The organism is Kordiimonas sp. SCSIO 12603, from assembly GCF_024398035.1.
Taxonomy (GTDB): domain Bacteria; phylum Pseudomonadota; class Alphaproteobacteria; order Sphingomonadales; family Kordiimonadaceae; genus Kordiimonas.
This window is the reverse complement of sequence record NZ_CP073748.1, coordinates 711,880-734,741: the sequence shown is the minus strand read 5'-3', so window position 1 is coordinate 734,741 and position 22,862 is coordinate 711,880. Positions and strand designations below refer to the sequence as shown.

The window sequence follows — 22,862 nt, the reverse complement described above, 5'->3', positions numbered from 1 at the left end:
TTTAACTTTCTATGTCGTCAAAGCACCCTCAAGGGCGGCCTTTATTGGGGGTATTTTAGAGATCACGAACTGCCGGAAAGCCCGCATTCTGGCAGCACCACGTAAATCCTTATGGGATAGCAACCACATATCATAATACCCTTCAGGTTCACTTAATCTAACAAGATTTTCTTCTGTGTCCCCTAAAAAACACGGAAAATAACCCAGCCCTAAACCACGTTTCACAGCCTGCTGTTGCAAGAGCACGTTATTAAAATGGCAATTTAGCGGAAGGTGCGGATAAGGCGTTTTCTTCACCCAGTGTGGTTTCTCTTCCGGTGTCCCCCAACCAATCCAGCCAGCACCAGAAGACGGGTCCATAAGGTCATACTTTTTAATGTAATCTGCCCGGCTATAAACAGCCTGTTTCACGCGCCCAATTTTACAGCCAATTAAATGATCCGGAGGATTCTTGGTGAAACGTAAGGCAATGTCTGCTTCCCGGCGAGACAAATCAAATACTTCAAAGGAATCGCTGATCTTCAATTGAATATCAGGATACTCGAGCATGAATTCTTCAAAGTAAGGCATCATCAGTTCAAGCGCAAAGATATCAGGCACTGTTACACAAACCTGTCCAGCCAATTCGTTATCACGCCCTGCGATATGACGCCCGAAAGAATGGAGCGATTCGTCCACGCCCAAAGCAACAGGCATCAATTCTTCCCCTGCAGCAGTTAACTGATAACCGCTTGGCATACGGTCGAAAAGACGAACACCTAACTCACCCTCAAGCGCGTCAATACGCCGTGCAACAGTGCTGTGACTCACGTTCAAAGAGCTTGCAGCCACCCGCATAGAAGGCGCCTCAGCCACTGCCAGAAAATATTTTACATCATCCCAATTCATTGTCGGCCACCTCCAGTGGTCCATATATGGACCACACACATCCATATTCAATGACTTCCGGATTAAATTTGCGCCTGTATATGAAAGAAATCAGAAATTTTAGGGGATGTTCCAAAATGGATACTCTTTTCATCACACCGTTCGCTGCCGCTCTTCTCGGCATGCTTCAAATCTCTGTCATGATACCGGTGGGCCGCGCCCGTGGCCAAATCGGCGTCCCAATCGGCGATAACGGTAATACCGAGTTACTCCGCAAGATAAGGCGACACGGTAACCTGACAGAAAATTCGCCTATCTTTTTGATTTTATTAACTCTTCTTGAAATATCGAATGCATCTAAAATACTCGTAGTGATTTTTGCTATTCTATTTGTAACAGCTCGAATATCCCATGTGATTGCATTTTCAGCTTCAGAAACCCCAGCCTTTTTTAGAGCCTTTGGCGCACTTGGCACTATAGTTTCCATCCTTGGTTCTTCACTTGCGATATTTTGGACACTTCTGTCCTGACACTACCCAAGGGTGGAAAGTGGTATTTTTCTGCAACACTTTTAAAAGCTTGCAAGAAAACTCTCATAGAAATTTAATGTTTTGGCGCTGGACTCTCACTCAAGAACTCTTATCTTAAGCGCATCAGCCTTTTTATTGGGGGTTGATACTATTTTGACTGCGACACTATTGACTTGGTTACAGACTGTTTCCATTCATACTCGCTACTTTAAAGGAGCCACACAATGGCAAACGGTACTGTAAAATGGTTTAATACACAAAAAGGCTTTGGCTTTATTAAACCTGAAGATGGCGGCAACGATGTGTTCGTTCACATCTCAGCTGTAGAAGCTGCTGGCCTTAAGTCTCTAGAAGACGATCAGAAAATCACTTATGAGCTCGTAGAAGATCGCCGCGGCCGTATGTCTGCTGGCAACCTAGAGCTTGCATAAGCTTTAAGTTCATAAAGATTCGAAAGGAGCGTTACATCGCTCCTTTTTTTGTGCCTGTTGTCCAAGTGGGTTTCGCCACAACTTCTCTAAATTTAGTAACCCCCATCCACCTTAGTGAAAGCACCTTTTAGCTTATTGGCATTGACGGGCGCTCTAATACCCTTTCTATTTAGCCTCAATAAATTTCGCCCGCCCATGAGGCGAAACATAAATCAATAAAAGGGTGGTTATGTCTCAAGAAAATGAAAACCAGCAAACAACAACCGTAAAGGATGTTGAACAGCTGGGTATCTTTGCAGCCATCGCAAGCTTATCCTATGTTTTCTGGATTTGCGGCGGTATGGAAATGGTAGAACGCCTCGCATTCTATGGAGTTCGCCAAAGCACTGGACTTTATGTAACAGACTCTGTGGCCAACGGTGGCCTCGGACTAGTAGAAAGTGATCTTGGTCTTATTTTCCTGATCTGGGCAATTGTACAAACATTCGTGCCTGTTCTAACCGGCGGTATTTCCGACCGGATCGGCTATAAAGAAACGATCTTCGCCTCAACAATCTTCAAAATTCTTGGATATCTGTTGATGGGCTTTTTCCCTTCATTCTGGGGCTTTGCATCAGGTGCTGTTGTTCTGGCGTTTGGTACCGGGATTTTCAAACCGGGTTTACAGGGCACTATTTCCAAATCTACAGGGCGGCATAACAGCTCCATGGCTTGGGGAATTTTCTACCAAACAGTTAACATCGGCGGTGCACTTGGCCCAATGGTCGCCGTAGCCCTACGCCAGCTTTCATGGGACTATCTGTTCTTCGCGTGCGCCGCGATTATCTCACTCAATTTCATTCTACTTCTCATGTATAAAGAGCCGGATAAAGAAGAACGCCTTGCACACCGTGCTAAAGTCAAAGCCGGTGAAGTAAAAGAAGAAAGCCTGTGGCGCGACAGTATCAAGGAACTCTCCAACCCTGTTCTTATCTGGTACGTAGTTCTCTTCTCTGGCTTCTGGTTTATGCTTTGGACCTTCTGGGATGTAGCACCACTGTATTTCCGTGATTGGGTGGATACCACAACCATGGTTTCTCAGATCTTTGGTGAAGGCGGAACGGACAACGGTTTCTGGAAATTCTTCTGGGGCATGAATCAGGAAGGCACAGCGGTTATGCCCGAGGGCCTCGTGAATATTAATGCTATCCTTATTATGTTCACCTGCTTTATCGTAGCTGGCCTGAGCGGCAAGATCAGAGCCACAAACTCTATGGCTATCGGTACCTTCCTTGCATCAAGTGCATTGATCATTTTCGGCGGTTTTAACTTTGCGTGGATCATTTTTATCGGCGTGGTTATTTTCTCCTTCGGTGAAATGCTTTCAAGCCCGAAGAGTAGTGAATATCTGGCAAACATCGCACCACGCGAGAAAAAGGCCATGTACCTTGGCTTCACACAGCTCCCTATCGGCCTTGGCTGGACGATTGAGAGCTATCTTGGGCCATATCTCTATGGTGAGTTTTCATCTAAAGAACAGATTTCACGTAAAATGCTGTTGGAAAACGGCATGACTGAAGCAGATGTAGCTGCGGTTCCGATCGGTGAAGCATTTGATAAACTGTTGATGCTTACCGGACAAAGCGCAGGCACACTGACAGAACAAATGTATGCCGCAAACGCTGTTGGTACTGTTTGGTATGTTATGGGTATCGTAGGATTGGTTTCAGCCCTTGGCATGTATGCCTACGGTAAATGGACCTACCGCGTAGCAAAAATGCAGGAAGCATAACACGGCTTAAGCAAAAAAACGGGCGTGTCTCCCCCATCCAGAAGGCACGCCCCAAATATGTCAGTATCGTTCTGACCCCATTGAAGATGCCTTCAATCATAGGGGATTTCTACCTATAAAAAATTTAGGTTTTTAAGGAATTTTTGGCCCCAACTTTCCCACAGGTTGTTCTATAGATTGCGGGGGTTTAGTAAACCACTGCGGTCCGTTCTCTGTCATGTAGATACAATCTTCCAGACGCACCCCAAATTCACCAAAAATATAGATACCCGGTTCATTTGAGAAACACATACCAGGCGCCAGTTTTGTGGTTTCACCGTGGACAAAATTCACACTCTCATGCCCGTCCATACCAATACCATGACCAGTTCGGTGACTTAAGCCAGGCGTTTTATAACCTGGCCCATAACCTTTACTTTCATAATACCGACGAACTGCATCATCTACATGACCAGCAGGCGTACCAAGTTTTGCGGTTTCAAACGCAATATCCTGCCCCTTGCGAACAGTATCCCACACTTCACGCTGACGCTTTGAAGCTTCACCAAACACAAAGGTCCGGGAAATATCTGATTGGTATCCGTGCACACTACAGCCGCAATCCATCAATACAATCTTACCTTCAGTAAGCTCTTGCGGTTGGTCTGTACCGTGTGGATAGGCGGAAGCCTCCCCAAGAAGCGCCAATCCCCAGATACCAGAACCACCAAGGTCTGCCTGTGCTTTACGCATCAGAGCTTTGATATCATCCGGGGTCATGCCTTTTTCAAGCTTGTCCCAAACTTCACCGTAAGCTCTGAGTGTAATTTCATTGGCTTTATGCATCAGCTTGAGTTCAGCTTTAGATTTATGCATCCGGCATCCAAGAGTGATAGGGTCAGCCGACACAACCTCATACTGGGAAGCAGCTTTTCTGAACCCATCCATGATGAAAAAACGTACTGTGCTTTCAAAACCAATCTTACCAGATGTAATACCACGGTCTTTGAGAATGCCGGCAACACGCTCAAACGGATTTTCATGCTCATGCCATGCGCGGACATCACTACCGAATGTCATGCTTTCCCGTACACTAGGCTCCTCGAAATATGGGGTTACTACACCAATTTCACCTTCGCGTGGAATGACCACACAGGTAAGGCGCTCGCTTCGCCACCAACGAATACCTGTGAAGTAAAGCATTGCTGAACCAGGTTCCAAGAGGATGGCATCGATGCCCTTTTCCCGCATCAATTTTTGCGCCTTGGCAACCCGGGCTTTTCGCTCTTCTGTAGAGATTGGCTTTGCATCTCCGGTGATATTTTCCAATTCGCCAGAAACCGTTTTATTCGCACCAGAAGCAGGTGATGTACCGACAAGAGCCGCAGCACCCAAACCAGCGCCAGCGAGCTTCAAGAAATCTCTTTTATCCATAACCTTGATCCCCCAATAGGCCTATTTTTTATACACATCGCCATCTTTCATCACGAAAGATACATTCTCCAGAACAGTGATATCTTTTAGAGGATCACCATCCACCGCGATGATATCTGCAAGGAAGCCTTCTTTGATCTGCCCCAAATCATTTTCCTGCTTGAGAAGTGCCGCAGAATTTACCGTAGCAGCCTGCAGTACCTGAAGTGGGGTCATACCAAATTTCACCATACGAGATAGCTGTTTTGGATTATCACCATGTGGGTAAATAGCAGCATCAGAGCCAAACACCATGTTCACACCACCTTTAACCGCTTTGGTAAAGCTCTCACGCTGACGCTTGGACACCTGACGTTCTTTATTCAGATTTTCTTCAGGTACACCATTCTGCTCGCCAAACGTAAGCGTATATTCAGTGTTATAAATATCCATGGAGAAATACGTACCAAAACGTTTTGCCAGCTCAACGCCTTCATCATCAAGGAAGCTTACATGTTCTACACTGTCTACACCTGCAACAATCGCGGCTTTAATGCCGTCCGTACCATGAGCATGGGCAGCAACGGTTACCCCGCGGCGGTGGGCTTCTTCAACAGCAGCTTTCATTTCGTCTACAGAGTACTGCTGAATACCAACCTTCGTACCTTTTGAAAATACACCACCTGTTGCACAAAGCTTAATTGCATTCGCACCATATTTAATATTTTCGCGCACTTTCTGGCGCACAGCATCCGTACCGTCTGCCACACCGCCGGATGTTACCTTCATTTCTGGTGGCAAGAAGTTGTTATCACAGTGCCCCCCCGTAATACCAAGGGAATGCCCTGCAGCCCAGATACGCGGCCCTTCAATTTCACCTGCGTTAATGCCGTCCCGTACGCCGATTACGCTGTAACCCGCTGCGCCAACATTTCTTACGGTCGTGAACCCAGCCATCAGGGTTTTCTTTGCATTCTTCACTGCAACAACAGTTTGGCGCGGGATAGAGTATGTCATACTCAAGTGGAACGGTGTTTCAGCATCACCAGAGAGGTGCACATGCATATCCATCAAACCCGGAAGAACCGTTTTACCTGAAAGATCAATCACCTTCGCATCTTTCGGCGCTGATCTGCCATCGGTTTTGAAAATAGAAACAATCCGGTTATCACGCACCACAATTGTTTGGTCTTTTTTCATATCGCCGTTTGCAACATCCAGAACCGCGCCCGCGTAGATAACCGTTTCATCGGCAATTGCTGTACCTGCCACCGCAAAAACTGCAGCCGCCGCCAACGTTGATTTCAGTATATTTTTCATGATGTCCCCCTGCCCTTGAGCGTAAAGTTTGCAGCAGCCTAAGGGCTCTGCCTTATTGTGTCTATTTAGATTTTCGTGAGCATAAAAAAAGCCCAGCATCATATGAAGCCGGGCTTTTCCTAATTTAGTGGTTGATCAGCGTGCGCTTGAAACAGCTTTATTGAACTCTTCTTGTGCATGCTTGAATTGACTGAGGGATTTGCTCACATAAGTAAGCACTTCATCCACATAACCATCCGTAGAGGCAGACCAAACCCGATTGATATAGCGTTCACCCGCCGCAAAACTTGACATGATATCCGCATAGGCCTGAACACCATACAGATGCTTCATGGTTTCACGAGCATCAGCAAACCGCATTAAATCTTCACGGAATAATTTATCAATTTCAAAGCGCATATCATATGTTGGCACTTTGTCTTTCCGACCATCAAGATCAGAAAGGTTTTGCACGATATTTTTAAGGCTATCTTCAAGATCCTGCCGGTTAGAAGCCAACACACTGTCATCTTTAGCGGCAGCAGCTTCCAGACGCTTTGACATAATCACACCCAGTGCGCCCGCGATAATGATCGGGCCAAAGGCGGTCCAGTCAACTTCTGTTGGATGCAGTGATGTGAGATAAGCACCAGCAAGGAAAGCAATAACAACAAGTAATTTCGCTAACATTTGCATTGTATTTCTCCCTAGTTCGCGGCCAAGATAATCAAAACGGCTTTAACCACACCCACGAGCGCCTCACCGACAATCATACCCGCTGCAATTGGAATACCGTAATTATCAGACCAAACCTTACCTTTTTTGCGATCAGAAATTTCGCGAAGAAGTGTACCAAGGCTGTAGGTCAACACGATATTAAACGGCAGATAGAAACCAAGGCCAACAGTGATACCGAGCCCACCTTGAAGAGCCGTTAAAAGACCGCCGAGCGCTGCGCCAGCTACATATTTTTCAGTTGGTACGTCACCGCCCGTAATACCCTTCACCATAGAGGCAAGTGCTTCGCCTTGCGGCGCAGGCAATTCATCTGAACCAAGGCCATAAGCATCATTTAGTACAAAAATCAGTACGATGATCAGGATCGGGCCAAGCCACGCACCAAAGAACTGCCCCATCTGCTGCATACGCGGTGTGGCACCAACCAGATAACCGGTTTTAAGATCAAGCATCAGATCTGTCGCTTGGCTCATAGCCACACAAGTGGCGGCACCCACAGTGATAGCCGCTACAATCGCCGGGCCAGTATCCATGCCGCCAAAACTCTGTGTGATAATAATCAAAAGCGTTACCGCAATCAGCGTCATCCCAGAGAGTGGTGACCAGTTCGTACGGCCAATGGCTTCCGAAAGAATGATACCTGCCATCCATATCCAAAGCGTACCAAGAACAGCCATCATAATACCGCGTGCGAAACCAACCTGCTCGTTTGCTGTAATCGCCATAACGCCAAGAAGGATAGCAGCACCCGCCACCGCAATATAAAGAAGCTTAATCGGCATCTCATCAGCGCTCATAGCGCTTTCAGATTTCGCTGAAGACTGCATAGACTTAATGGCAGATTTAATGAGCGGCAGTGCGAACATCACGCCGATCACAGCACCACCGATAAGCATACCAATACCTGTTGGGCGGAACAAAGTTACACGGAGCGTACCCGGGTCAGTTACCTTCACACCGTCCACCACTGGCAGCATACCTGTGAGATCAAGCATCGGCGCCAACAGCCAGTAACATACATAACCACCAATAATGAAAGCCACACCACCGCGACCAGCAATAAAACCAACACCGATTGTAAGCAGTGAAATATACCAAGCACCATTCAAGTATGGTGGTAGGATTTCAGATCCCACTACATCGTTAATGATATTGAAAAGCTCAAGGTCAGCGCCATCGGAGAAGAAATAAACCACCGCAGAAACCAACGCTCCCGCAACCAACAATTTTGCCTTTTCCACACCTGCACCCGGTGATTTCAGGATGGAAGCAACCGCCACACCACCCGGGTATGTGAAACGTTCAAAATCAATCATCTGCTTCCGGAGCGGAATGATGAATGCAATACCGAGGAAAGCACCTGCAATTGCCCCGAACGTCAACACATATGGGTTAAAATCATAGCCGTAACCCAAAATGAAGATCGCAGGCACAGAGAACATCATCCCCGATGATGCACCATTCACAGCAGAAGCCACAGTTTGCGTTACGTTATTTTCCACAATTGAGCGGCGGCGCAATATGCCCCGCAAAATACCAAAGCCCAGAATAGCTGCAAGCTCAGAGCCTTCAATTGAGAAACCCAGTTTTAGTGAAGCATAACCAATTGAAAGCGCGATAATAGCGCCAAGGAAATAGCCCACAATAACTGCATGCGGTGTAAGTTCAGGATAGGCGCCTTTTGTAATTGGCCCAGCCTGAGAAGCAGTCTGATCAGACATGCTGTCCCTCCCCCGGAAAGTTATTCAACAAACGGCGCAGCATATAATTGCTCTCCCTAAGAACAACAGCCCTTGCATGTTGCGCCAAACAGGCCTAGCAGTAACATAATGATAAGAAAGTTGCGAGCCTGAGAACAAAAATTACACTATCAGGTTGGTTTTGAGGATAAGCTCCATGTCTTCTGCAGAAAACAAGATTAACCTTGCGTGGTTACGTGAGCGCCTGAAGCGCCACTTCAGCGAATTGCTACGTTTGGCGGTGCCTGCAATTATGACACGTATCGGTCTGTTCGGCCTTGCGATGGTGGATATTGCCATGGTGGGCCACTATGCAACGCAGCATCTGGCATGGCTTAACCTAGCAAACCAATCAGTGATTATGTTCACACTTGTTGTAGGTATGGGACTATTGGCTGGTGTTACTGTATACACGGCTAATGCTATTGGTATGGATGATTACCACGGTGCCGGTAAAGTGTGGAAACGAAACCTAAGTTTCACATTTTTGATCAGCCTGTTCCTTGTTGCTGCCTGTCTGCCTGCTCCTCTATGGCTTGAACTTTTAGGGCAAAGTCAAACCGATTCAGAAACCAGTGGTTTTCTCGTACGTATTCTGGCTATCGGCCTGCCGGGACACCTGCTTTTCTTCTGCTGCACATCCTTCTTAGAGGGTATCAAACGTGCGGAGGTCGGTTTTTACATGATGATTGCTGCAAACATCGTGAATGTGGTCTTCAACTATGCCTTAATCTTTGGCCATTTTGGCTTTCCAGAATTAGGTGCAGAGGGCTCAGCCTGGGCGTCAACAATTGTACGCTGGTTTATGGCGGCTTCAGTATTTGGCTACATCTGGTTTATGCCAAGTATCAAGGATAAATACCAAATCCGTGAAAAGGTAACACAGAAATGGGCTGAATGGTCTGATCAACGCCAGATGGGGTATGCATCTGCTGTATCCCTCGCCGCTGAAGTACTTGCCTTCAGCGCCCTTGCAGTATTCGCAGGTTGGCTTGGTACAGTACCTCTGGCAGCTCACGGGGTGATTTATCAGGTGATTGGTATTCCGCTCATGATTGCCATTGGCATTGGTGTGGCAACCACAGTTCGTGTTGGCATTGCATTTTCCCGTAAAGACAAGGCAGACACAGTTCTTGCCTCTATTTCCGGGATAATCCTGAATTTTATCGTCTGCGGTGCCTTCTCTGCAGCAATTTACGCGTTCCCGGCACCTCTTCTCGGGATATTCACCAATGATATACGCATTATTGAACTTCTCATACCTGTGATTTTTGTAGCAACGTTCGGGATGATTTTTGATGCTGCTCAAATGGTGGCTGCCATGATGCTCCGAGGCTTTAAGGAAACATGGTGGCCAACCTACCTGCAGAGCTTTTCTTTCATCGCAGTAATGCTGCCTGCCTGCTATATTTTTACCTTCCCGCTTGAAATGGGTTTCAAGGGCCTGATGGTCGGAACCTTTGTAGGCGTCGTAGTTTCCTGGATACTTCAAATCGCACGTTTTGTGTATCTGGTGCGACAACCAGCCACGATGCAAACCGAATAAAACAGGCTATATTCGGAATCTGAATAAAACGGCCTATATGCCGCGGCAACTCTTGACATTCTGCGTACAGTTATTATCTGTGCGCCAAATAAAAAGTGCCATATTTTTATCGCTATTTGCCTTAAATTTACCTTTCTAAGGCAGTTTAATATTCAGGCTTATTAATCGGATTGATAGCATTTTGCCCGCTAGATACAGGACAACAGCAATGAAAAAAACTCTCACTGCTTTAAGCTTTATTACACTGGCAAGTACCCCATCCACTGCTGATGATTTTAATGTTAGCGAGGTTTTGGGCGGTGCTGTTGACCTGCTGCAGCAGGGTGTTGACCTGCTGTGGCCAGATGAACTTGGTCTGGATAATGTCAATGCGAAAATCGGTTTCGGTGTGGGCTTCACCCCTGATTATATTGGTTCAGACAACTATGCACTAAGAGCCGTACCACTTCTTGATATTCGCTATAAAGATAGCTGGCGCCTATCTGGTAGCAAACTAACTTTCAGCCCGATCCGTACCAAGCATTTTGAAGCTGGCCCCCTTTTGAACCTAAGGTTTGGCCGTGCGGAAGAATCCAACGCATTCCTTGAAGGCCTTGGCGATATTAACACTACATTTGAAGTAGGTGGTTATGTAAGGGCGAAATATAAATCTGGCTTCCTGACAGCCGAATACCGCCACGGTTTGGGGTCTGGCATCAAAAGTAACATCCAGGTAACCGCCGGACATGGTATCTATAAATCAGAAAATTTCGTTGCGCTTTTAAGTGCGCGCGTTCGCTGGCAAGATGACCAAACTGCCATGACACAATTTGGCATTACAGAACAGCAAGCTCAGAATTCCGTAAAAGGCTTTGATACGTATCAGGCTTCATCTGGTATTTATGATGTCACTACCAACTTAATTGGTTCTTATACTGTCAACAAAAGCACCCGCCTTGTTGGCCTTGTATCATACGGCAAGATTGTAGGGAGTGCCTCAGATAGCCCGCTGGTTGCTGATGCAGGTTCCAGCAACCAGTTTATCGTTGGTACAGGCCTAGTATTCAGCTTCTAAATCCAGGTAGAGATTTCTTCGAGGCTCTTCTTATCAATGTTCGGCACCTGAACGCCTTCTTCAGGGTAACCAGCCACAATTAGCATAATAGGTTTTTCATTGTTTGGTCTGCCGCAAATCTTGCTCAGGAAACCCATTGGGGACGGTGTGTGTGTCAGTGTTGCAAGACCCGCATTATGGAGGGCAGCAAGCAAGAAACCACACGCGATACCAACACTTTCATGTACATAATAATTGGTTGAACGCTCGCCTGTTTCTTCATCCAAGCCATAGGTTTCACGGAATACAGCAATCAACCACGGCGCTGTTTCAATGAAAGGCTTGTTAGCATCCGTTCCAAACGGCTCCAGATCCTTGAGCCATTCATCAGATGCACGGCCACCATAAAATTCACGTTCTTCTTCTTCTGCAGCCTCGCGAAGAGCAGTTTTCACTTCAGCACTTGAAATAGCAGCAAAATGCCACGGTTGCTTGTTAGCGCCGCTTGGTGCCCGACCCGCAGTCAGGATCGCATTTTCAATTACTTCCCTTGGGACTGGCTTGTCAGAGTATTCCCGAACCGTGCGGCGGTTTTTCATCATCTCGAAAAACTCTTTGGAACGCGCAGTCATGGTTTCCCCATCCTTCACGTCAAAGCCTTCAAGAGGTACAAATTTTTCTGCTTTCATATCACTTCCCCGAAATGGCCCCTCGCCATTACTGTGCAGAATATGTTTATATTCCACAAATCACTTTCAAACTCATGGGCTTGCTAACATGCGCTGTTGGATATTGCTGGTAATATTATTGTGTATGCAGATGTTCACATCTGCCGCCCAAACACAATCTATCGCCATTCCTCCACAAAACCTTGAAGCATCCCTTCGCGACCAATTAGTTTCAGAGAGCAGTTTTTTTGTCAATGGGCCGCTTACATATGGCCTCACCCAGGAAACGGCAAACCGCTACTACTCTTTAGGAAAAACAGCGAAAACCATTCTTGCCCTCACAGCACTTAGAGCTGCAGAGGCCGGCCTTCTCGATATCAACGATCCTGTCGCGCGTCATCTACCTGAAATACTTGAAGACAACCCTTTCAAAGTACAGGTAACCCTTCAGCACCTTTTAACGGAAACCGCAGGATTTGCTACGGTACCTATCCAAAACAGCAGCAGCCCTCTCCGTTATTATGCCAAAGAACTTCGTACCGCAGGCCAAATGGCTCATGATGATATTGTCGGTTGGCTGGTGTTAATTAAACTACTGGAACGCTCTACTGGCACCTCAATCGACACGGTAATTTATACACATCTCCTGAACCCACTCGGGCTGCCGATAGAAAGCATTAAATTGCCGGAAGTAGTTACCCCATCGCCGTTTCAAAACCTTTTAGACATGAAGGCAAACGGCCAAGCCATAGCCGAAATTGTGCGTGTTCTTATCCGAAACCGTACAAAAGAAGGGGCGCCTTTTTTACAGCGTTATACTCATGATTTCTTGATCAAACACCATAGCTGGCGCATGCATCCTATGTCAGATGCCCGCACATTGGCAGGCGTTCAAAAACGGGCAAATAATCGCTTATGGCTTGAGCCTGCGGGAACCGATTGTGAGAAAGGTATCTTCTTTCAGGCCTATCCAGCGGGGGATGTTGCTTTCATTAAAATTGGATGCCCTACAGACGCTTATCTCAACGCGATTAGCACTACAGTTGAGAATAGCTTCCTGCCAGTAGAGACAGACAGTCGCCAAAAAGAGTTGGAAGCGCTCTATTCAACTGCACGGTTTAGCGGGCTATATGTAAGAGCAGATAAGCCGTCCGCCTGGTTCAAGGACCGTATAAACTTTATTCGTGATGATACACTCGACCTCAGTGACAGAGGTGACGGCACTGTCATCATTGATGATGGTATCAGGCAAATGACTTATCACCGCACAGCAGCTTTCACCTACGCTTCGCCCTCGGGAGAAGGAGTACTTTTTAGCCCATTTAAACAAGGTGGTTACATGCTTATGGGTGATAAGTTTTACCGCTACGTAGGACCGCTTGGTAACAAAACAATGGTGATAACCGCTGTACCTTTCGTACTCATCGTTCTCTTCTCCAGTTTGTTCTATGTGAAGCCAAGCTTTGAAAAGCCATGGCGCAGGATGGGGCAATTTGGCAGTGTCGGTACACTTCTGGTCACGGCTTCTATCGTGCTTGAATATACAGTATGGCCAACTGTTCTTTTTGACTGGCAGATGCCGTGGCTTATCAACCTATGGCGATTTTTCATGAATGTGGGCTTGGCTCTTATTCTATCCTTACCGCTCTTTGCTATATCCTTCACCCGCCAAAACAAGGTACCAGCAGGGAAAGCTATCCTTTTTGTACCTCTACACCTCGCGTTACTGAGCGTTGCAGCTTTCGCCATGTTCCTGATTATGGTGGCATGGGGACTGGCCGGAGAATTTTCCGCCTATTAGGCTTGATTCCGTAGTGTCGCCATATTATGGTCCCGCCCATGACAAGAACTGGCGCATATAAACGCATGTGTAAGCGAATGATCCGCCCGGTTTCCACTGGAAGCCGGGGCACTATCGTTCGACCCTTACATACATCGTTTATAGGAGTAGCGCGCCATGACCGCGCCGTTTGAATTTACAAACCGTTTTGATATCCTGCTTACAAGCAGCCCAACATCACTTGAACAGGCATTAAGCCCTTTCACTCAGAGCGATATTACACCTGCCAAGGTTTCTGCAACACGGCAGGAACATGACAGTATGATTGTAACCGTTATTGTACCAAGCTTGGCGGAAAGAAATGCTCGTGCTATCCAGAAACAATTGAAATCACAGCCTCTTGTGAAAAATGTTTTTCTGGAACATATGGTGACATAATGCAGAATTTTGGCCTAGGCCCTGAGGATATTAAAGCTCAGCTAGATAAGCTTGCGGAAACAGATAGTAACGTGAAAGCAGCGATTGAACTGGTAGATTATCCGGGAGAACGGGTAAATCCTCAAGGTTTGAATACTTTTGTAAGAGTTATCATGGGCCAACAGCTTTCCGTGAAAGCAGCTGCTTCTATTTGGGCGCGCGTCCAGGCGCTCGTCGGTGAAGATGCTGACGCCAGCGCTTATGCCGCACAGTCCGATGAAGCCTTGCGGGAAGCAGGCGTATCGAGGCAGAAGATTAAATATCTACGTTCACTTTGCGAAACTATTGAATCCGGCGTGCTTGATATAGCAGCTTTGCCACACATGGACGACGAAGAAGCAATCAAGGCCATTACATCAGTAAAAGGTTTAGGCGTTTGGTCTGCACATATGTATCTTATGTTCTCGTTGGGCCGTACAGATATATGGCCTGTTGGTGACCTTGCAGTTCGGGTGGGTATTGGCCGTATTGTTGGCTTGGAAGAGCGCCCTACGGAAAAAGAAGCTGAAAAGCTCGGCGAACGCTGGAAACCATACCGCAGTGTGATGGCGCTATTATCATGGCATTATTATTCTAATGCGCCATTTTAAGATGGAGAGTTGAGAGTGACAGATTTCAGGCAAGTAACAAATACCGTTTCGGTATCACCGCAAATCACAACGGCTGATATTGATGCAGCAAAAGAACAAGGCTTCACTCTGCTTATCAATAACCGCCCGGATGGCGAAGAACTTGGCCAGCCTACAAATGCTGACCTAGAAGCTTACGCAAACGAAGCTGGTATAAAGTGGTTACATATTCCTTTTGCGGGCACAGACCTTACCCTCAACAAAGTTATGCAGATGAACTATGAGCTAAAAAGAAACGAGAAAATATTAGCTTTCTGCCGCACAGGAACACGCTCCTGCAATATCTGGGCGCTGGCTTCTGCACTTACAAACGAATTAGCTAACGAAGAGATTATCGCTAATGGTTCTACAGCAGGCTATGACTTAAGCGGGATGGAAGCATCACTTGATCATATCCGTGAACTGAACACCTCAGCTTAAAGAATATGGGGCGTCACAGTAGCGCCCCAATATTTAACGATCGTTCGGTTATTTTTCTTTATTAAGCCCGAAAGCCTTCAAAACGAAGGTATATTCCTCGGCCACTTCCCAAAGACGCTCAAACCGGCCTGACTTACCGCCATGCCCGGCACCCATGTTGATTTTCATCACCAAAAGATTGTCATCCGTTTTAGTGGCGCGCATTTTAGCAGTCCATTTCGCCGGTTCCCAATATGTGACACGCGGGTCATTCAAACCACCTGTCACCATCATTGGCGGGTAATCTTTTGCTTCAACATTTGAATAAGGGCAGTAGTCCGCGATTGTATCATATGCCTCAGCGCTTTCGATTGGGTTCCCCCATTCTGGCCACTCGATAGGTGTAAGCGGCAGGTCCGCATCAAGCATGGTGTTAAGCACATCAACAAATGGTACATGCATCACACAGCCTGCAAATAGCTCAGGCGCTTGGTTAACAACAGCTCCCATAAGCTCACCACCTGCACTACCGCCGGAAATGCTGATACCACCTTCTGCGCAATAACCTTCATCTGTCAAAGCACGTGCTACATCGACAAAATCATTAAATGTGTTAGTGCGGCGTTCCAGTTTGCCCGCTTCATACCAACCATAGCCAAGCTCATCCCCACCACGAATATGGGCAATAGCATAGGCAAAACCACGGTCCAAAAGCGAGAGACGCGCACTTGAGAAAGATGGGCTCATACCAAGGCCGTAAGCCCCGTACCCATATAGGTGAAGCGGAGCGCCTGACCCCTTTTTCCAATCTTTATGATACACAATACTTACCGGGATTTGAGTACCATCCCGCGCGGTGATCATCTTGCGTTCAGAGGCATAGTTTTCCTTGGTGTAACCGCTTGGGATTTCCTGTTCTTTCCGAACGGTAAGGGCACCGGTTTCTATATCCCAATCATACACCGTTGGAGGTGTGGTCATGCTGCTATAAGCAAGGCGTACAAACTTTTGGGCAGCTTCCGCATTGCCACCAAGACCTACCTCATATACTGGCTCAGGAAATTCCACGTAAGAACCTTTACCACCGCGCCAGATATATATCTGATCAAGGCCATCCAGCCTATCCTGGAGCGCGAGGAAGCCATCAAACACCTGCATACCGTGAAGGTAACGAGTATCACTGCCTTCAATCACTGGTATCCAGTGATCTTCAGAGATACCACCAGCCTGCACTTCATACACACAGAAATTTCTATGGCCTTTGTTCGAGCGCACATAAAGCGCCTGCCCGCCATGATCCACATAATAATCATGCCCATCGCGGCGCGCAGCAAAGCATTCTGGCACTTTCGAAAGATCATCAAGTGGCACCATATGATTTTCAGCAGTTACATGATCAGCGGACCGAATAATCAGATACTGATCAGATGATGTAGCGCGGATATGCACGAAGAAACTGGTGTTTTCTTCTTCAAAAATCTTTTGATCTTCCGCAGCACCAAGCGTGTGCCGGTTCACTAGATATGGCCGCCATTCAGCAGAGACTTTCACATAGGCAAAACTTGTAGATGCGCTATCCCAAACGATCTCACCGGATGTCTCTTCAATAGAATCACCTAGATCTTCACCAGTCTCCAGATTACGCACCTTAGCTGTAAAACGCTCTGACCCATTATCATCTGCACTATAGGCTAGATATTTGCCGTCCGGGCTAACAGCCAGCGATCCAAGTTTATAAAACTCCTTACCTTCCGCTTCGGCATTTTCATCCAGCAGCACCTGCCAGCCTTCACCTTCAAAAGGGTTCTCCGTTCGTGGGCGGTAGTACCAGATACGGTACTGGGTGCCTTCAGCAAACGCCCAGCGGTAATCATACTTACCTTCCTGCCACGGCACGCCAACATCGTCTTCTTTGATGCGACCTTTAATTTCTTCAAACAGTTTATCTGTAAGCGCTTTTTCAGGCTCCATTACCTGTTCAAAATATGCGTTTTCTTCTTTCAGATAGCCTAAAATCTCTTCGTCTTTCACCTCAGGGTATCCTGGGTCCTTGAGCCAGAAGTATGGATCATCAAAACTTTTGCCGTGATGAGTAGCTGAATAAGGTTTTGTTGCAGCAGCTGGTGCAGCTAGGCTTTCTGGTGCTTTAAGCATATGTTTCTTTTCCCGAGTAAAAAACTGTCTTACTGGTAAGCCTCATATGCAAATGTGTAAAGACTTGAAGAATCTTACACACCGCCTAAGGGATAGCGCTTGCAAATATCTGCATTCGCTGCCAAGTAGGCTAAAAGGGTCAGGGCTGGCCAACGTAAAATAATAAGTGAGGGGGCATATATTATGACCACAAATCCGCAACATCTGGCTGCACTACGCGCCGAACTCAAGAATCGCGACCTTGCCGGTTTTATCGTACCGCTCACTGATGAGCATATGAGCGAATACGTAGGAAATTATGCCCAGCGCCTTGCATGGGTTTCAGGCTTCACGGGCTCTGCTGGTAACGGCGTTGTTCTGGCTGAAAAAGCAGCTGTTTTCATTGATGGTCGCTACACCATTCAGGTTGCTGCAGAGGTTGATACTGCGCACATGGAACATCACCACTTCGAACAGTACCCTCTGCTTAGCTGGGTGAAGGATAACTCCAAAGCTGGTGACCGCATTGGATATGACCCTGAGTTGGCAACCGTAGCCTGGGAAGAAGATGCTCGCGCGGCGCTAGACGGCACAGGTGTTGAGCTTGTAGCGGTTGATACAAACCCAATCGACAGTGTTTGGGAAGATCAACCAGACCCATCCCTTGAACTGGTTTACGGCCACGATACAGAATACACGGGTAAAACTGCATCAGAAAAACGTGTTGATGTAGCTGCTGAACTTGCAAAAAAAGGTACTGACGCCGCGGTTATCACCATGCTGGATAGCGTTGCATGGGCCTTTAACATTCGCAGTAAAGACGTGTTGAACACACCAGTACCACATGCTTTCGCGATCATGGAAAAGAATGAGCTGGCTACTCTGTTTGTGGATGAACGCAAAGTCGACAGCAACTTGAAGCAGTTCCTTGGCAACAATGTACGCATTGAACCGCGCACTGCCTTTTATGGCGAGCTTGAAAAGCTGGGTTCAGAAGGCAAAACAGTGTTGGTTGACCGCGCAAGTAACAATGCCAAAGTTTTCTCAACTCTAAAAGCGAGCGGTGCAAAGCTGGTTGAGGGACAAGATCCATGTATCCTGCCAAAAGCGGTTAAGAACGCAACAGAAGCACAAGGCTCCCGCGATGCGCACATTCGCGATGGCGCTGCTATCGCTGAATTCCTTTGCTGGCTTGAAGGTGAAGCACCAAAAGGTACTGTCGACGAGCTCAGCGCAGTAGACAAACTTTGGGAATTCCGCCAACGCCGCGACATGCTGAAAGACAGCAGTTTTGATACCATCTCGGGTGCAGGCCCGAACGGCGCTCTTTGCCACTATAGAGTATCAGAAGAAACCAATCGCAAACTTGAGATGAACAGCATTTATCTTGTGGATAGCGGAGGACAATATCTGGACGGCACAACAGACATTACCCGTACCGTTATCGTTGGTACACCAACAGACGAAATGAAAGACCGTTTCACCCGCGTTCTCAAAGGCCACATCGGGCTAACACTAACCCGTTTCCCTGAAGGCACAGCAGGCATGATGCTGGACAGCATCGCACGCCGCCCGCTTTGGGAAGCTGGCCTTGATTATGACCACGGCACAGGTCACGGTGTTGGATCATTCCTGGCGGTACATGAAGGCCCACAGCGTATTGCCAAATTTGGTTCACCAGTTCCACTTCAGGCAGGCATGATCCTTTCAAACGAACCGGGGTACTATAAAGAAGGTGAATACGGTATTCGTATTGAAAACCTTGTTCTTGTAAAGGAAATGGACCTTGGCGGGGACCCACAGCGCCGTATGTTTGGTTTTGAAAACCTTACATGGGCACCAATTGAACGCCGCCTTGTGGATGCAAACCTTCTTGATGATATTGAACTTAACTGGCTGAATGCGTATCACGCGGATGTTTGGGAAAAACTGAACAGCCTTGTAGATGCAGAAACCAGAGTTTGGCTTGAAAAAGCTTGCGCACCGATTGAGCGCTAAGTAACGCTAACAAGAACTTCCAAAGATAGCCACTTCCACTGGAGTGGCTATTTTTTTGTAACAATATCCCGCCAGTAAAGACCGCGATAATCAAACATACGGGTAAAATGTGTGCCATCCCAATCCAGCGCCACCGCGCGTTCCTGTCCGTGCCATTTAAGTGCCTTTGCCTGCGTAACCACGGCAACTGTGCCGCCCTCTTCTTCATACAGCAGCCCAGCATTTCCAGAAGCAGCAACATCCACCGCCACCTGTTGAGATACGCTGTGATCAGCCGTAGAATAACATGCTGGAAAGACTTCTTTGTCCGTCACATCCTTGAAGCTGCCTTCAAGTGTATAACGCTCTAGAAGAAAATTCATTCTACAAGGTGGCTGATTTGTATCCCGCAGGAATGCCTCATAAATTTCAGATATAAACGCTACTGCTGCTTCAATCGTATCACCAACCACCATATGCGGCAGACTACGGGGATTGAAGCGCCATTCGGGGTAAGGATTTGCAAAACCCTCTAGAATTTCGGGGGCGGTACCTATCTCTGTTCCCTGCTCCAACGCGATTTTACCATCTCGCCAACGACCCGTGGGGGCTGTAAGGCCAATAAGTTCATCAAGAGCAGCCTCATCTTCACCATAACCCTTCAGTGCATGATCCGCTGGAACACGTGCAGGTTTCAAACGATATGCCGCAGGCCATTTCAAGAAGCTATCTGGAATTGATCTGATATCAAGCTTAACCATCAGGATTGCGCAAGCCCTGAAAGATACATACGAACCACATAAAGATCGGTGATTTCGCCAGCCAATAACCTTTCCAGAGCACTTTGTCCTGCAAGTTGATCATTTGGTTTCTTCACCCAACCAAGCGCCTGTTGATCATCGCTGAAAAGCGTATGAAGCGCATGCTGGATTGCCATAATATGGGAAAGTCTTGAAAGCGTATCATGTGGCACACCGGAGATTTTCTCACTGCGCCAGTTATAAAATGTGCTGCGGGAGGGCTGGCCAAGAAGCACCATCTGTTCTTCAACAGAAAGGCCCCATTTTTCCGCTAATTTAAAGAAGGCACGAAGGCCGAGAGGAGCAAGCTGCTTATTCTGCAATTTGTTATCGAGACGCGATTCCAAAATACTCTCCCCGCCAGTACGTGAGTGGGAAGAGTACTGATAATTCATTGAAACTGCAACAGATTGCTAGTCTACTTCACGAATTTCAAAGTCTGTTGTGATATTGGCCAGAGCCGCAAGTTGAGCAGAAGCAGAGCAATATTTATCCATAGAAAGCTGGATCGCGCGCTCCACATGCTTTTCAGAGATATTTTTACCCTCAACCACAAAATGCATATGAATTTTGGTGAAATATTTTGGCATTTCTTCTGCACGCTCACCATCAAGCTCAACCCATACGTCTTTAATGTCCTGACGTGCCTTCTTAAGGATCATCACCACATCAATGCTCGCACAGCCGCCAGCACCGAGAAGCAGCATTTCCATCGGGCGAATAGCATGATCAAGTCCACCGCTCTCAGAGCCACTGTCCATCAATACAGAATGACCGCTCGGGGACTCACCGATAAATGTCATATCGCCAGCCCATCTAACTTTTGCTTGTCTTGTCATATCGCCCTCTTAACTCTCTTAATGAATGAATTGGATATTGTTTATCACCGCAAGTCTATCGCTTACAGTGAATTATCAGGGAAAAGTGTCACAGTATCTTCAGGCTTCCACTGCTGAAACTTTTGCATAATGCGCGTGAAAGGTTCTTCTTCCAGCATCTCATCAAGCCAGCGGAGAGTGTGCGGGTGGATTTTTTCTTCACGCCAGGCGCGGTCAGCGTTTGCATACTGGCGCACAAACGGCATGATGGCATAATCTGCAAGCGCACGTTTTTCACCAAACAAACTACGACCATTCGCCAGCCTGCCATTCAGGTGGCCCAGAAAATCCCGGGCCAGTTTCTGATGCTCAGCAGGATCCACATCTTCATACCGGGTAGAATATTTAAAACGGTCCAGATGCGGCTTGAAGTCAGTTTCTGTGGCTTTAATGAGCGCGAGCATATCTTCTTTCGAGCCATTTTCAGTCTCAAGCCAGCCTTCAGGGTCGTTTTTAGAAAGCGCCCACAGCATTACATCAAGGCTTTCATCCACTACTTTACCGTCCTGTAGTTGCAGCACAGGCACAGTGCCCTTCGGGGATATCTCAAGCATATGATCGGGCTTATCCCTTAAGACAATCTCTCTCAGGGTAACCTGCTGATTACTCACATAAATTGCCATGCGTGCCCGCATGGCATAAGGGCAGCGCCTGAAACTATATAAAACTGGTGTATCCACGCTCTATCCTGCTTCCTGAAATCTCAATTTCACACCTTATACCGCCTATATTTTCACGTGTAAAATCACAGCAAAAAAAGCTATAAAAAGAGCCTGGAAAACGCAGTTAATAGGCACTCTCATTATTACAAAAAACCCTTTAAAATCATGTAATTAAGACCAATTAGCAACTAGGAAAACTTGTTGGCAAAGCCCCTTTCTCTTGCTATCATAAATGCAACTTTGACCTATGGAGGCAGATATGAAAGGTGACAAGGAAGTAATCCGTCACTTGAACGTGATTCTAAAAAATGAGCTAACAGCGATTAACCAGTATTTCCTGCATGCACGTATGCTTAATGACTGGGGTATGGATAAGCTCGGTAAAAAAGAATATGAAGAATCCATCGATGAAATGAAGCACGCTGATGAACTGATTGAGCGTATTCTATTCCTTGAAGGTCTTCCAAACCTGCAGGATCTTGGCAAATTACAGATCGGTGAGAATGTAAAAGAGATTCTCGAATGCGACCTGAACATTGAGCATATCGCTCATAAAGACCTGACTGATGCTATCGTACACTGTGAAGAAGTGCGTGACTTCGTTTCCCGCGATCTTCTAAAGAGCATCATGGAATCTGAAGAAGAGCACATTGATTATCTTGAGACACAACTACAGTCGCTCGAGAACATGGGCATTCAGAATTATATCCAACTGCAAACATCCCCTGCAGAGGACTAAGATATAAGGCTATATAGCTGAAAGAATTAAGAGAGCTGTTATTCCGCTGCGAGCACGCGCTGGTTTGGCAGCTCTTCTTTTACGAGATCATTAGCGCAGTCAGTGCAAGCACCACAGCAAAAACCATTGCCCAGTGACAGATACGCTTCTTCCGCAGTACTTACACCGTTCTCACGAACAGCTGTGCGGATTTCTTTATCTGTATAACCATTGCACAAACAAACATACATGGTGCGCTGAACTCCAATCAATAATGCGAACCGTTCGCAGCATCATTATCAAACAGATATGACGCCGTCAACCAAATTTCAAGGAAAAACCGCTGTTTTCTGCGGTTCTTCCGCTCAAAATCCATCAACTTATTGAATCCACAC

23 protein-coding genes are annotated in these 22,862 nt (G+C 46.9%); 11 read left to right on the top strand and 12 right to left on the bottom strand.

The window, feature by feature from the left end; translation table 11 throughout:
* Window positions 1-9: 9 nt before the first annotated feature.
* The gene (locus KFE96_RS03390; protein ID WP_255834602.1) at window positions 10-888 is read right to left on the bottom strand and encodes a LysR family transcriptional regulator; all 879 of its coding nucleotides are present in this window, start codon (window positions 886-888) and stop codon (window positions 10-12) included.
* A 116-nt stretch (window positions 889-1,004) separates the two neighbouring features.
* On the opposite strand from KFE96_RS03390, the gene KFE96_RS03385 reads away from it, so the two are divergent.
* The 3 genes from KFE96_RS03385 to KFE96_RS03375 all read left to right on the top strand — a co-directional run bounded on the left by KFE96_RS03385 (window position 1,005) and on the right by KFE96_RS03375 (window position 3,599).
* Window positions 1,005-1,397, top strand: coding sequence for an MAPEG family protein (locus tag KFE96_RS03385; protein ID WP_255834601.1), 393 nt, complete (start codon window positions 1,005-1,007; stop codon window positions 1,395-1,397).
* Window positions 1,398-1,621: 224 nt separating this feature from the next.
* On the top strand, window positions 1,622-1,828 hold the full coding sequence (locus KFE96_RS03380; protein WP_247020947.1) for a cold-shock protein: 207 nt from the start codon (window positions 1,622-1,624) through the stop codon (window positions 1,826-1,828).
* A 229-nt stretch (window positions 1,829-2,057) separates the two neighbouring features.
* Window positions 2,058-3,599, top strand: a complete 1,542-nt coding sequence (locus KFE96_RS03375) for an MFS transporter (RefSeq protein ID WP_255834600.1) — start codon at window positions 2,058-2,060, stop codon at window positions 3,597-3,599.
* A 132-nt stretch (window positions 3,600-3,731) separates the two neighbouring features.
* Here the strand turns inward: KFE96_RS03375 and KFE96_RS03370 are convergent, their stop codons facing one another.
* The 4 genes from KFE96_RS03370 to KFE96_RS03355 all read right to left on the bottom strand — a co-directional run bounded on the left by KFE96_RS03370 (window position 3,732) and on the right by KFE96_RS03355 (window position 8,749).
* Window positions 3,732-5,012 carry a Xaa-Pro peptidase family protein gene (locus tag KFE96_RS03370; protein WP_255834599.1) on the bottom strand — a complete coding sequence of 427 codons (1,281 nt, stop codon included), beginning with the start codon at window positions 5,010-5,012 and terminating at the stop codon, window positions 3,732-3,734.
* A gap of 21 nt (window positions 5,013-5,033) precedes the next feature.
* Window positions 5,034-6,311, bottom strand: coding sequence for an amidohydrolase family protein (locus KFE96_RS03365; protein ID WP_255834598.1), 1,278 nt, complete (start codon window positions 6,309-6,311; stop codon window positions 5,034-5,036).
* Between the two features lie 135 nt (window positions 6,312-6,446).
* A complete protein-coding gene (locus KFE96_RS03360) occupies window positions 6,447-6,986 on the bottom strand; it encodes a hypothetical protein (RefSeq protein WP_255834597.1) in 540 nt (179 codons plus the stop codon).
* Window positions 6,987-6,997: 11 nt separating this feature from the next.
* The gene (locus tag KFE96_RS03355; RefSeq protein ID WP_255834596.1) at window positions 6,998-8,749 is read right to left on the bottom strand and encodes an OPT family oligopeptide transporter; all 1,752 of its coding nucleotides are present in this window, start codon (window positions 8,747-8,749) and stop codon (window positions 6,998-7,000) included.
* A gap of 175 nt (window positions 8,750-8,924) precedes the next feature.
* On the opposite strand from KFE96_RS03355, the gene KFE96_RS03350 reads away from it, so the two are divergent.
* Entirely contained in the window at window positions 8,925-10,313 is a 1,389-nt protein-coding gene (locus KFE96_RS03350; RefSeq protein ID WP_255834595.1) for an MATE family efflux transporter, read from the top strand.
* 208 nt (window positions 10,314-10,521) lie between these two features.
* Complete coding sequence (locus KFE96_RS03345) at window positions 10,522-11,367, top strand: MipA/OmpV family protein (RefSeq protein WP_255834594.1); 846 nt, start codon at window positions 10,522-10,524, stop codon at window positions 11,365-11,367.
* On the opposite strand, the gene KFE96_RS03340 is transcribed toward KFE96_RS03345, so the two are convergent.
* Window positions 11,364-12,035: a nitroreductase family protein gene (locus tag KFE96_RS03340; RefSeq protein ID WP_255834593.1), complete on the bottom strand. Its 672-nt coding sequence runs from the start codon at window positions 12,033-12,035 to the stop codon at window positions 11,364-11,366. The genes KFE96_RS03345 and KFE96_RS03340 overlap by 4 nt on opposite strands.
* A 124-nt stretch (window positions 12,036-12,159) precedes the next feature.
* Here KFE96_RS03340 and KFE96_RS03335 point away from each other — a divergent pair, with 124 nt between their 5' ends.
* From KFE96_RS03335 to KFE96_RS03320, 4 genes are all read left to right on the top strand, one after another.
* The gene (locus tag KFE96_RS03335) at window positions 12,160-13,815 is read left to right on the top strand and encodes a serine hydrolase domain-containing protein (protein WP_255834592.1); all 1,656 of its coding nucleotides are present in this window, start codon (window positions 12,160-12,162) and stop codon (window positions 13,813-13,815) included.
* A 156-nt stretch (window positions 13,816-13,971) separates the two neighbouring features.
* Window positions 13,972-14,232 carry a hypothetical protein gene (locus KFE96_RS03330; protein ID WP_247020968.1) on the top strand — a complete coding sequence of 87 codons (261 nt, stop codon included), beginning with the start codon at window positions 13,972-13,974 and terminating at the stop codon, window positions 14,230-14,232.
* A complete protein-coding gene (locus KFE96_RS03325; RefSeq protein WP_255834590.1) occupies window positions 14,232-14,861 on the top strand; it encodes a DNA-3-methyladenine glycosylase in 630 nt (209 codons plus the stop codon). The genes KFE96_RS03330 and KFE96_RS03325 overlap by 1 nt, the downstream gene beginning before the upstream one ends.
* Window positions 14,862-14,876: 15 nt before the next feature.
* Window positions 14,877-15,320 (top strand): TIGR01244 family sulfur transferase, encoded by a 444-nt coding sequence (locus KFE96_RS03320; protein WP_255834589.1) that lies wholly within the window; start codon window positions 14,877-14,879, stop codon window positions 15,318-15,320.
* Window positions 15,321-15,368: 48 nt separating this feature from the next.
* Here KFE96_RS03320 and KFE96_RS03315 read toward each other — a convergent pair whose 3' ends face one another.
* The gene (locus tag KFE96_RS03315) at window positions 15,369-17,453 is read right to left on the bottom strand and encodes a S9 family peptidase (RefSeq protein WP_255834588.1); all 2,085 of its coding nucleotides are present in this window, start codon (window positions 17,451-17,453) and stop codon (window positions 15,369-15,371) included.
* 183 nt (window positions 17,454-17,636) lie between these two features.
* Between KFE96_RS03315 and KFE96_RS03310 the strand changes: the two genes are divergently transcribed.
* A complete protein-coding gene (locus tag KFE96_RS03310; RefSeq protein ID WP_255834587.1) occupies window positions 17,637-19,430 on the top strand; it encodes an aminopeptidase P family protein in 1,794 nt (597 codons plus the stop codon).
* Between the two features lie 47 nt (window positions 19,431-19,477).
* Here KFE96_RS03310 and KFE96_RS03305 read toward each other — a convergent pair whose 3' ends face one another.
* The 4 genes from KFE96_RS03305 to KFE96_RS03290 all read right to left on the bottom strand — a co-directional run bounded on the left by KFE96_RS03305 (window position 19,478) and on the right by KFE96_RS03290 (window position 21,767).
* Window positions 19,478-20,170, bottom strand: coding sequence for a hypothetical protein (locus tag KFE96_RS03305; protein ID WP_255834586.1), 693 nt, complete (start codon window positions 20,168-20,170; stop codon window positions 19,478-19,480).
* Window positions 20,170-20,556 carry an MbcA/ParS/Xre antitoxin family protein gene (locus KFE96_RS03300; RefSeq protein WP_255834585.1) on the bottom strand — a complete coding sequence of 129 codons (387 nt, stop codon included), beginning with the start codon at window positions 20,554-20,556 and terminating at the stop codon, window positions 20,170-20,172. The genes KFE96_RS03305 and KFE96_RS03300 overlap by 1 nt, the downstream gene beginning before the upstream one ends.
* A gap of 66 nt (window positions 20,557-20,622) precedes the next feature.
* Entirely contained in the window at window positions 20,623-21,048 is a 426-nt protein-coding gene (locus KFE96_RS03295) for an OsmC family protein (RefSeq protein ID WP_255834584.1), read from the bottom strand.
* 62 nt (window positions 21,049-21,110) lie between these two features.
* Window positions 21,111-21,767 (bottom strand): glutathione S-transferase, encoded by a 657-nt coding sequence (locus tag KFE96_RS03290; RefSeq protein WP_255834583.1) that lies wholly within the window; start codon window positions 21,765-21,767, stop codon window positions 21,111-21,113.
* A gap of 241 nt (window positions 21,768-22,008) precedes the next feature.
* Here KFE96_RS03290 and bfr point away from each other — a divergent pair, with 241 nt between their 5' ends.
* Window positions 22,009-22,488 (top strand): bacterioferritin, encoded by a 480-nt coding sequence (gene bfr, locus KFE96_RS03285; protein ID WP_255834582.1) that lies wholly within the window; start codon window positions 22,009-22,011, stop codon window positions 22,486-22,488.
* Window positions 22,489-22,526: 38 nt separating this feature from the next.
* On the opposite strand, the gene KFE96_RS03280 is transcribed toward bfr, so the two are convergent.
* Window positions 22,527-22,718 (bottom strand): (2Fe-2S)-binding protein, encoded by a 192-nt coding sequence (locus KFE96_RS03280; protein ID WP_247020989.1) that lies wholly within the window; start codon window positions 22,716-22,718, stop codon window positions 22,527-22,529.
* Window positions 22,719-22,862: the final 144 nt, after the last annotated feature.

Coding starts and splice junctions, on each gene's coding strand:
- KFE96_RS03350 (WP_255834595.1), top strand. CDS start 8,925: ATGTCTTCTGCAGAAAACAAGATTAACCTTGCGTGGTTACGTGAGCGC.
- KFE96_RS03280 (WP_247020989.1), bottom strand. CDS start 22,718: ATGTATGTTTGTTTGTGCAATGGTTATACAGATAAAGAAATCCGCACA.
- KFE96_RS03375 (WP_255834600.1), top strand. CDS start 2,058: ATGTCTCAAGAAAATGAAAACCAGCAAACAACAACCGTAAAGGATGTT.
- KFE96_RS03355 (WP_255834596.1), bottom strand. CDS start 8,749: ATGTCTGATCAGACTGCTTCTCAGGCTGGGCCAATTACAAAAGGCGCC.
- KFE96_RS03340 (WP_255834593.1), bottom strand. CDS start 12,035: ATGAAAGCAGAAAAATTTGTACCTCTTGAAGGCTTTGACGTGAAGGAT.
- KFE96_RS03365 (WP_255834598.1), bottom strand. CDS start 6,311: ATGAAAAATATACTGAAATCAACGTTGGCGGCGGCTGCAGTTTTTGCG.
- KFE96_RS03360 (WP_255834597.1), bottom strand. CDS start 6,986: ATGCAAATGTTAGCGAAATTACTTGTTGTTATTGCTTTCCTTGCTGGT.
- KFE96_RS03370 (WP_255834599.1), bottom strand. CDS start 5,012: ATGGATAAAAGAGATTTCTTGAAGCTCGCTGGCGCTGGTTTGGGTGCT.
- KFE96_RS03335 (WP_255834592.1), top strand. CDS start 12,160: ATGCAGATGTTCACATCTGCCGCCCAAACACAATCTATCGCCATTCCT.
- KFE96_RS03325 (WP_255834590.1), top strand. CDS start 14,232: ATGCAGAATTTTGGCCTAGGCCCTGAGGATATTAAAGCTCAGCTAGAT.
- KFE96_RS03380 (WP_247020947.1), top strand. CDS start 1,622: ATGGCAAACGGTACTGTAAAATGGTTTAATACACAAAAAGGCTTTGGC.
- KFE96_RS03295 (WP_255834584.1), bottom strand. CDS start 21,048: ATGACAAGACAAGCAAAAGTTAGATGGGCTGGCGATATGACATTTATC.
- bfr (WP_255834582.1), top strand. CDS start 22,009: ATGAAAGGTGACAAGGAAGTAATCCGTCACTTGAACGTGATTCTAAAA.
- KFE96_RS03305 (WP_255834586.1), bottom strand. CDS start 20,170: ATGGTTAAGCTTGATATCAGATCAATTCCAGATAGCTTCTTGAAATGG.
- KFE96_RS03385 (WP_255834601.1), top strand. CDS start 1,005: ATGGATACTCTTTTCATCACACCGTTCGCTGCCGCTCTTCTCGGCATG.
- KFE96_RS03330 (WP_247020968.1), top strand. CDS start 13,972: ATGACCGCGCCGTTTGAATTTACAAACCGTTTTGATATCCTGCTTACA.
- KFE96_RS03310 (WP_255834587.1), top strand. CDS start 17,637: ATGACCACAAATCCGCAACATCTGGCTGCACTACGCGCCGAACTCAAG.
- KFE96_RS03315 (WP_255834588.1), bottom strand. CDS start 17,453: ATGCTTAAAGCACCAGAAAGCCTAGCTGCACCAGCTGCTGCAACAAAA.
- KFE96_RS03345 (WP_255834594.1), top strand. CDS start 10,522: ATGAAAAAAACTCTCACTGCTTTAAGCTTTATTACACTGGCAAGTACC.
- KFE96_RS03390 (WP_255834602.1), bottom strand. CDS start 888: ATGAATTGGGATGATGTAAAATATTTTCTGGCAGTGGCTGAGGCGCCT.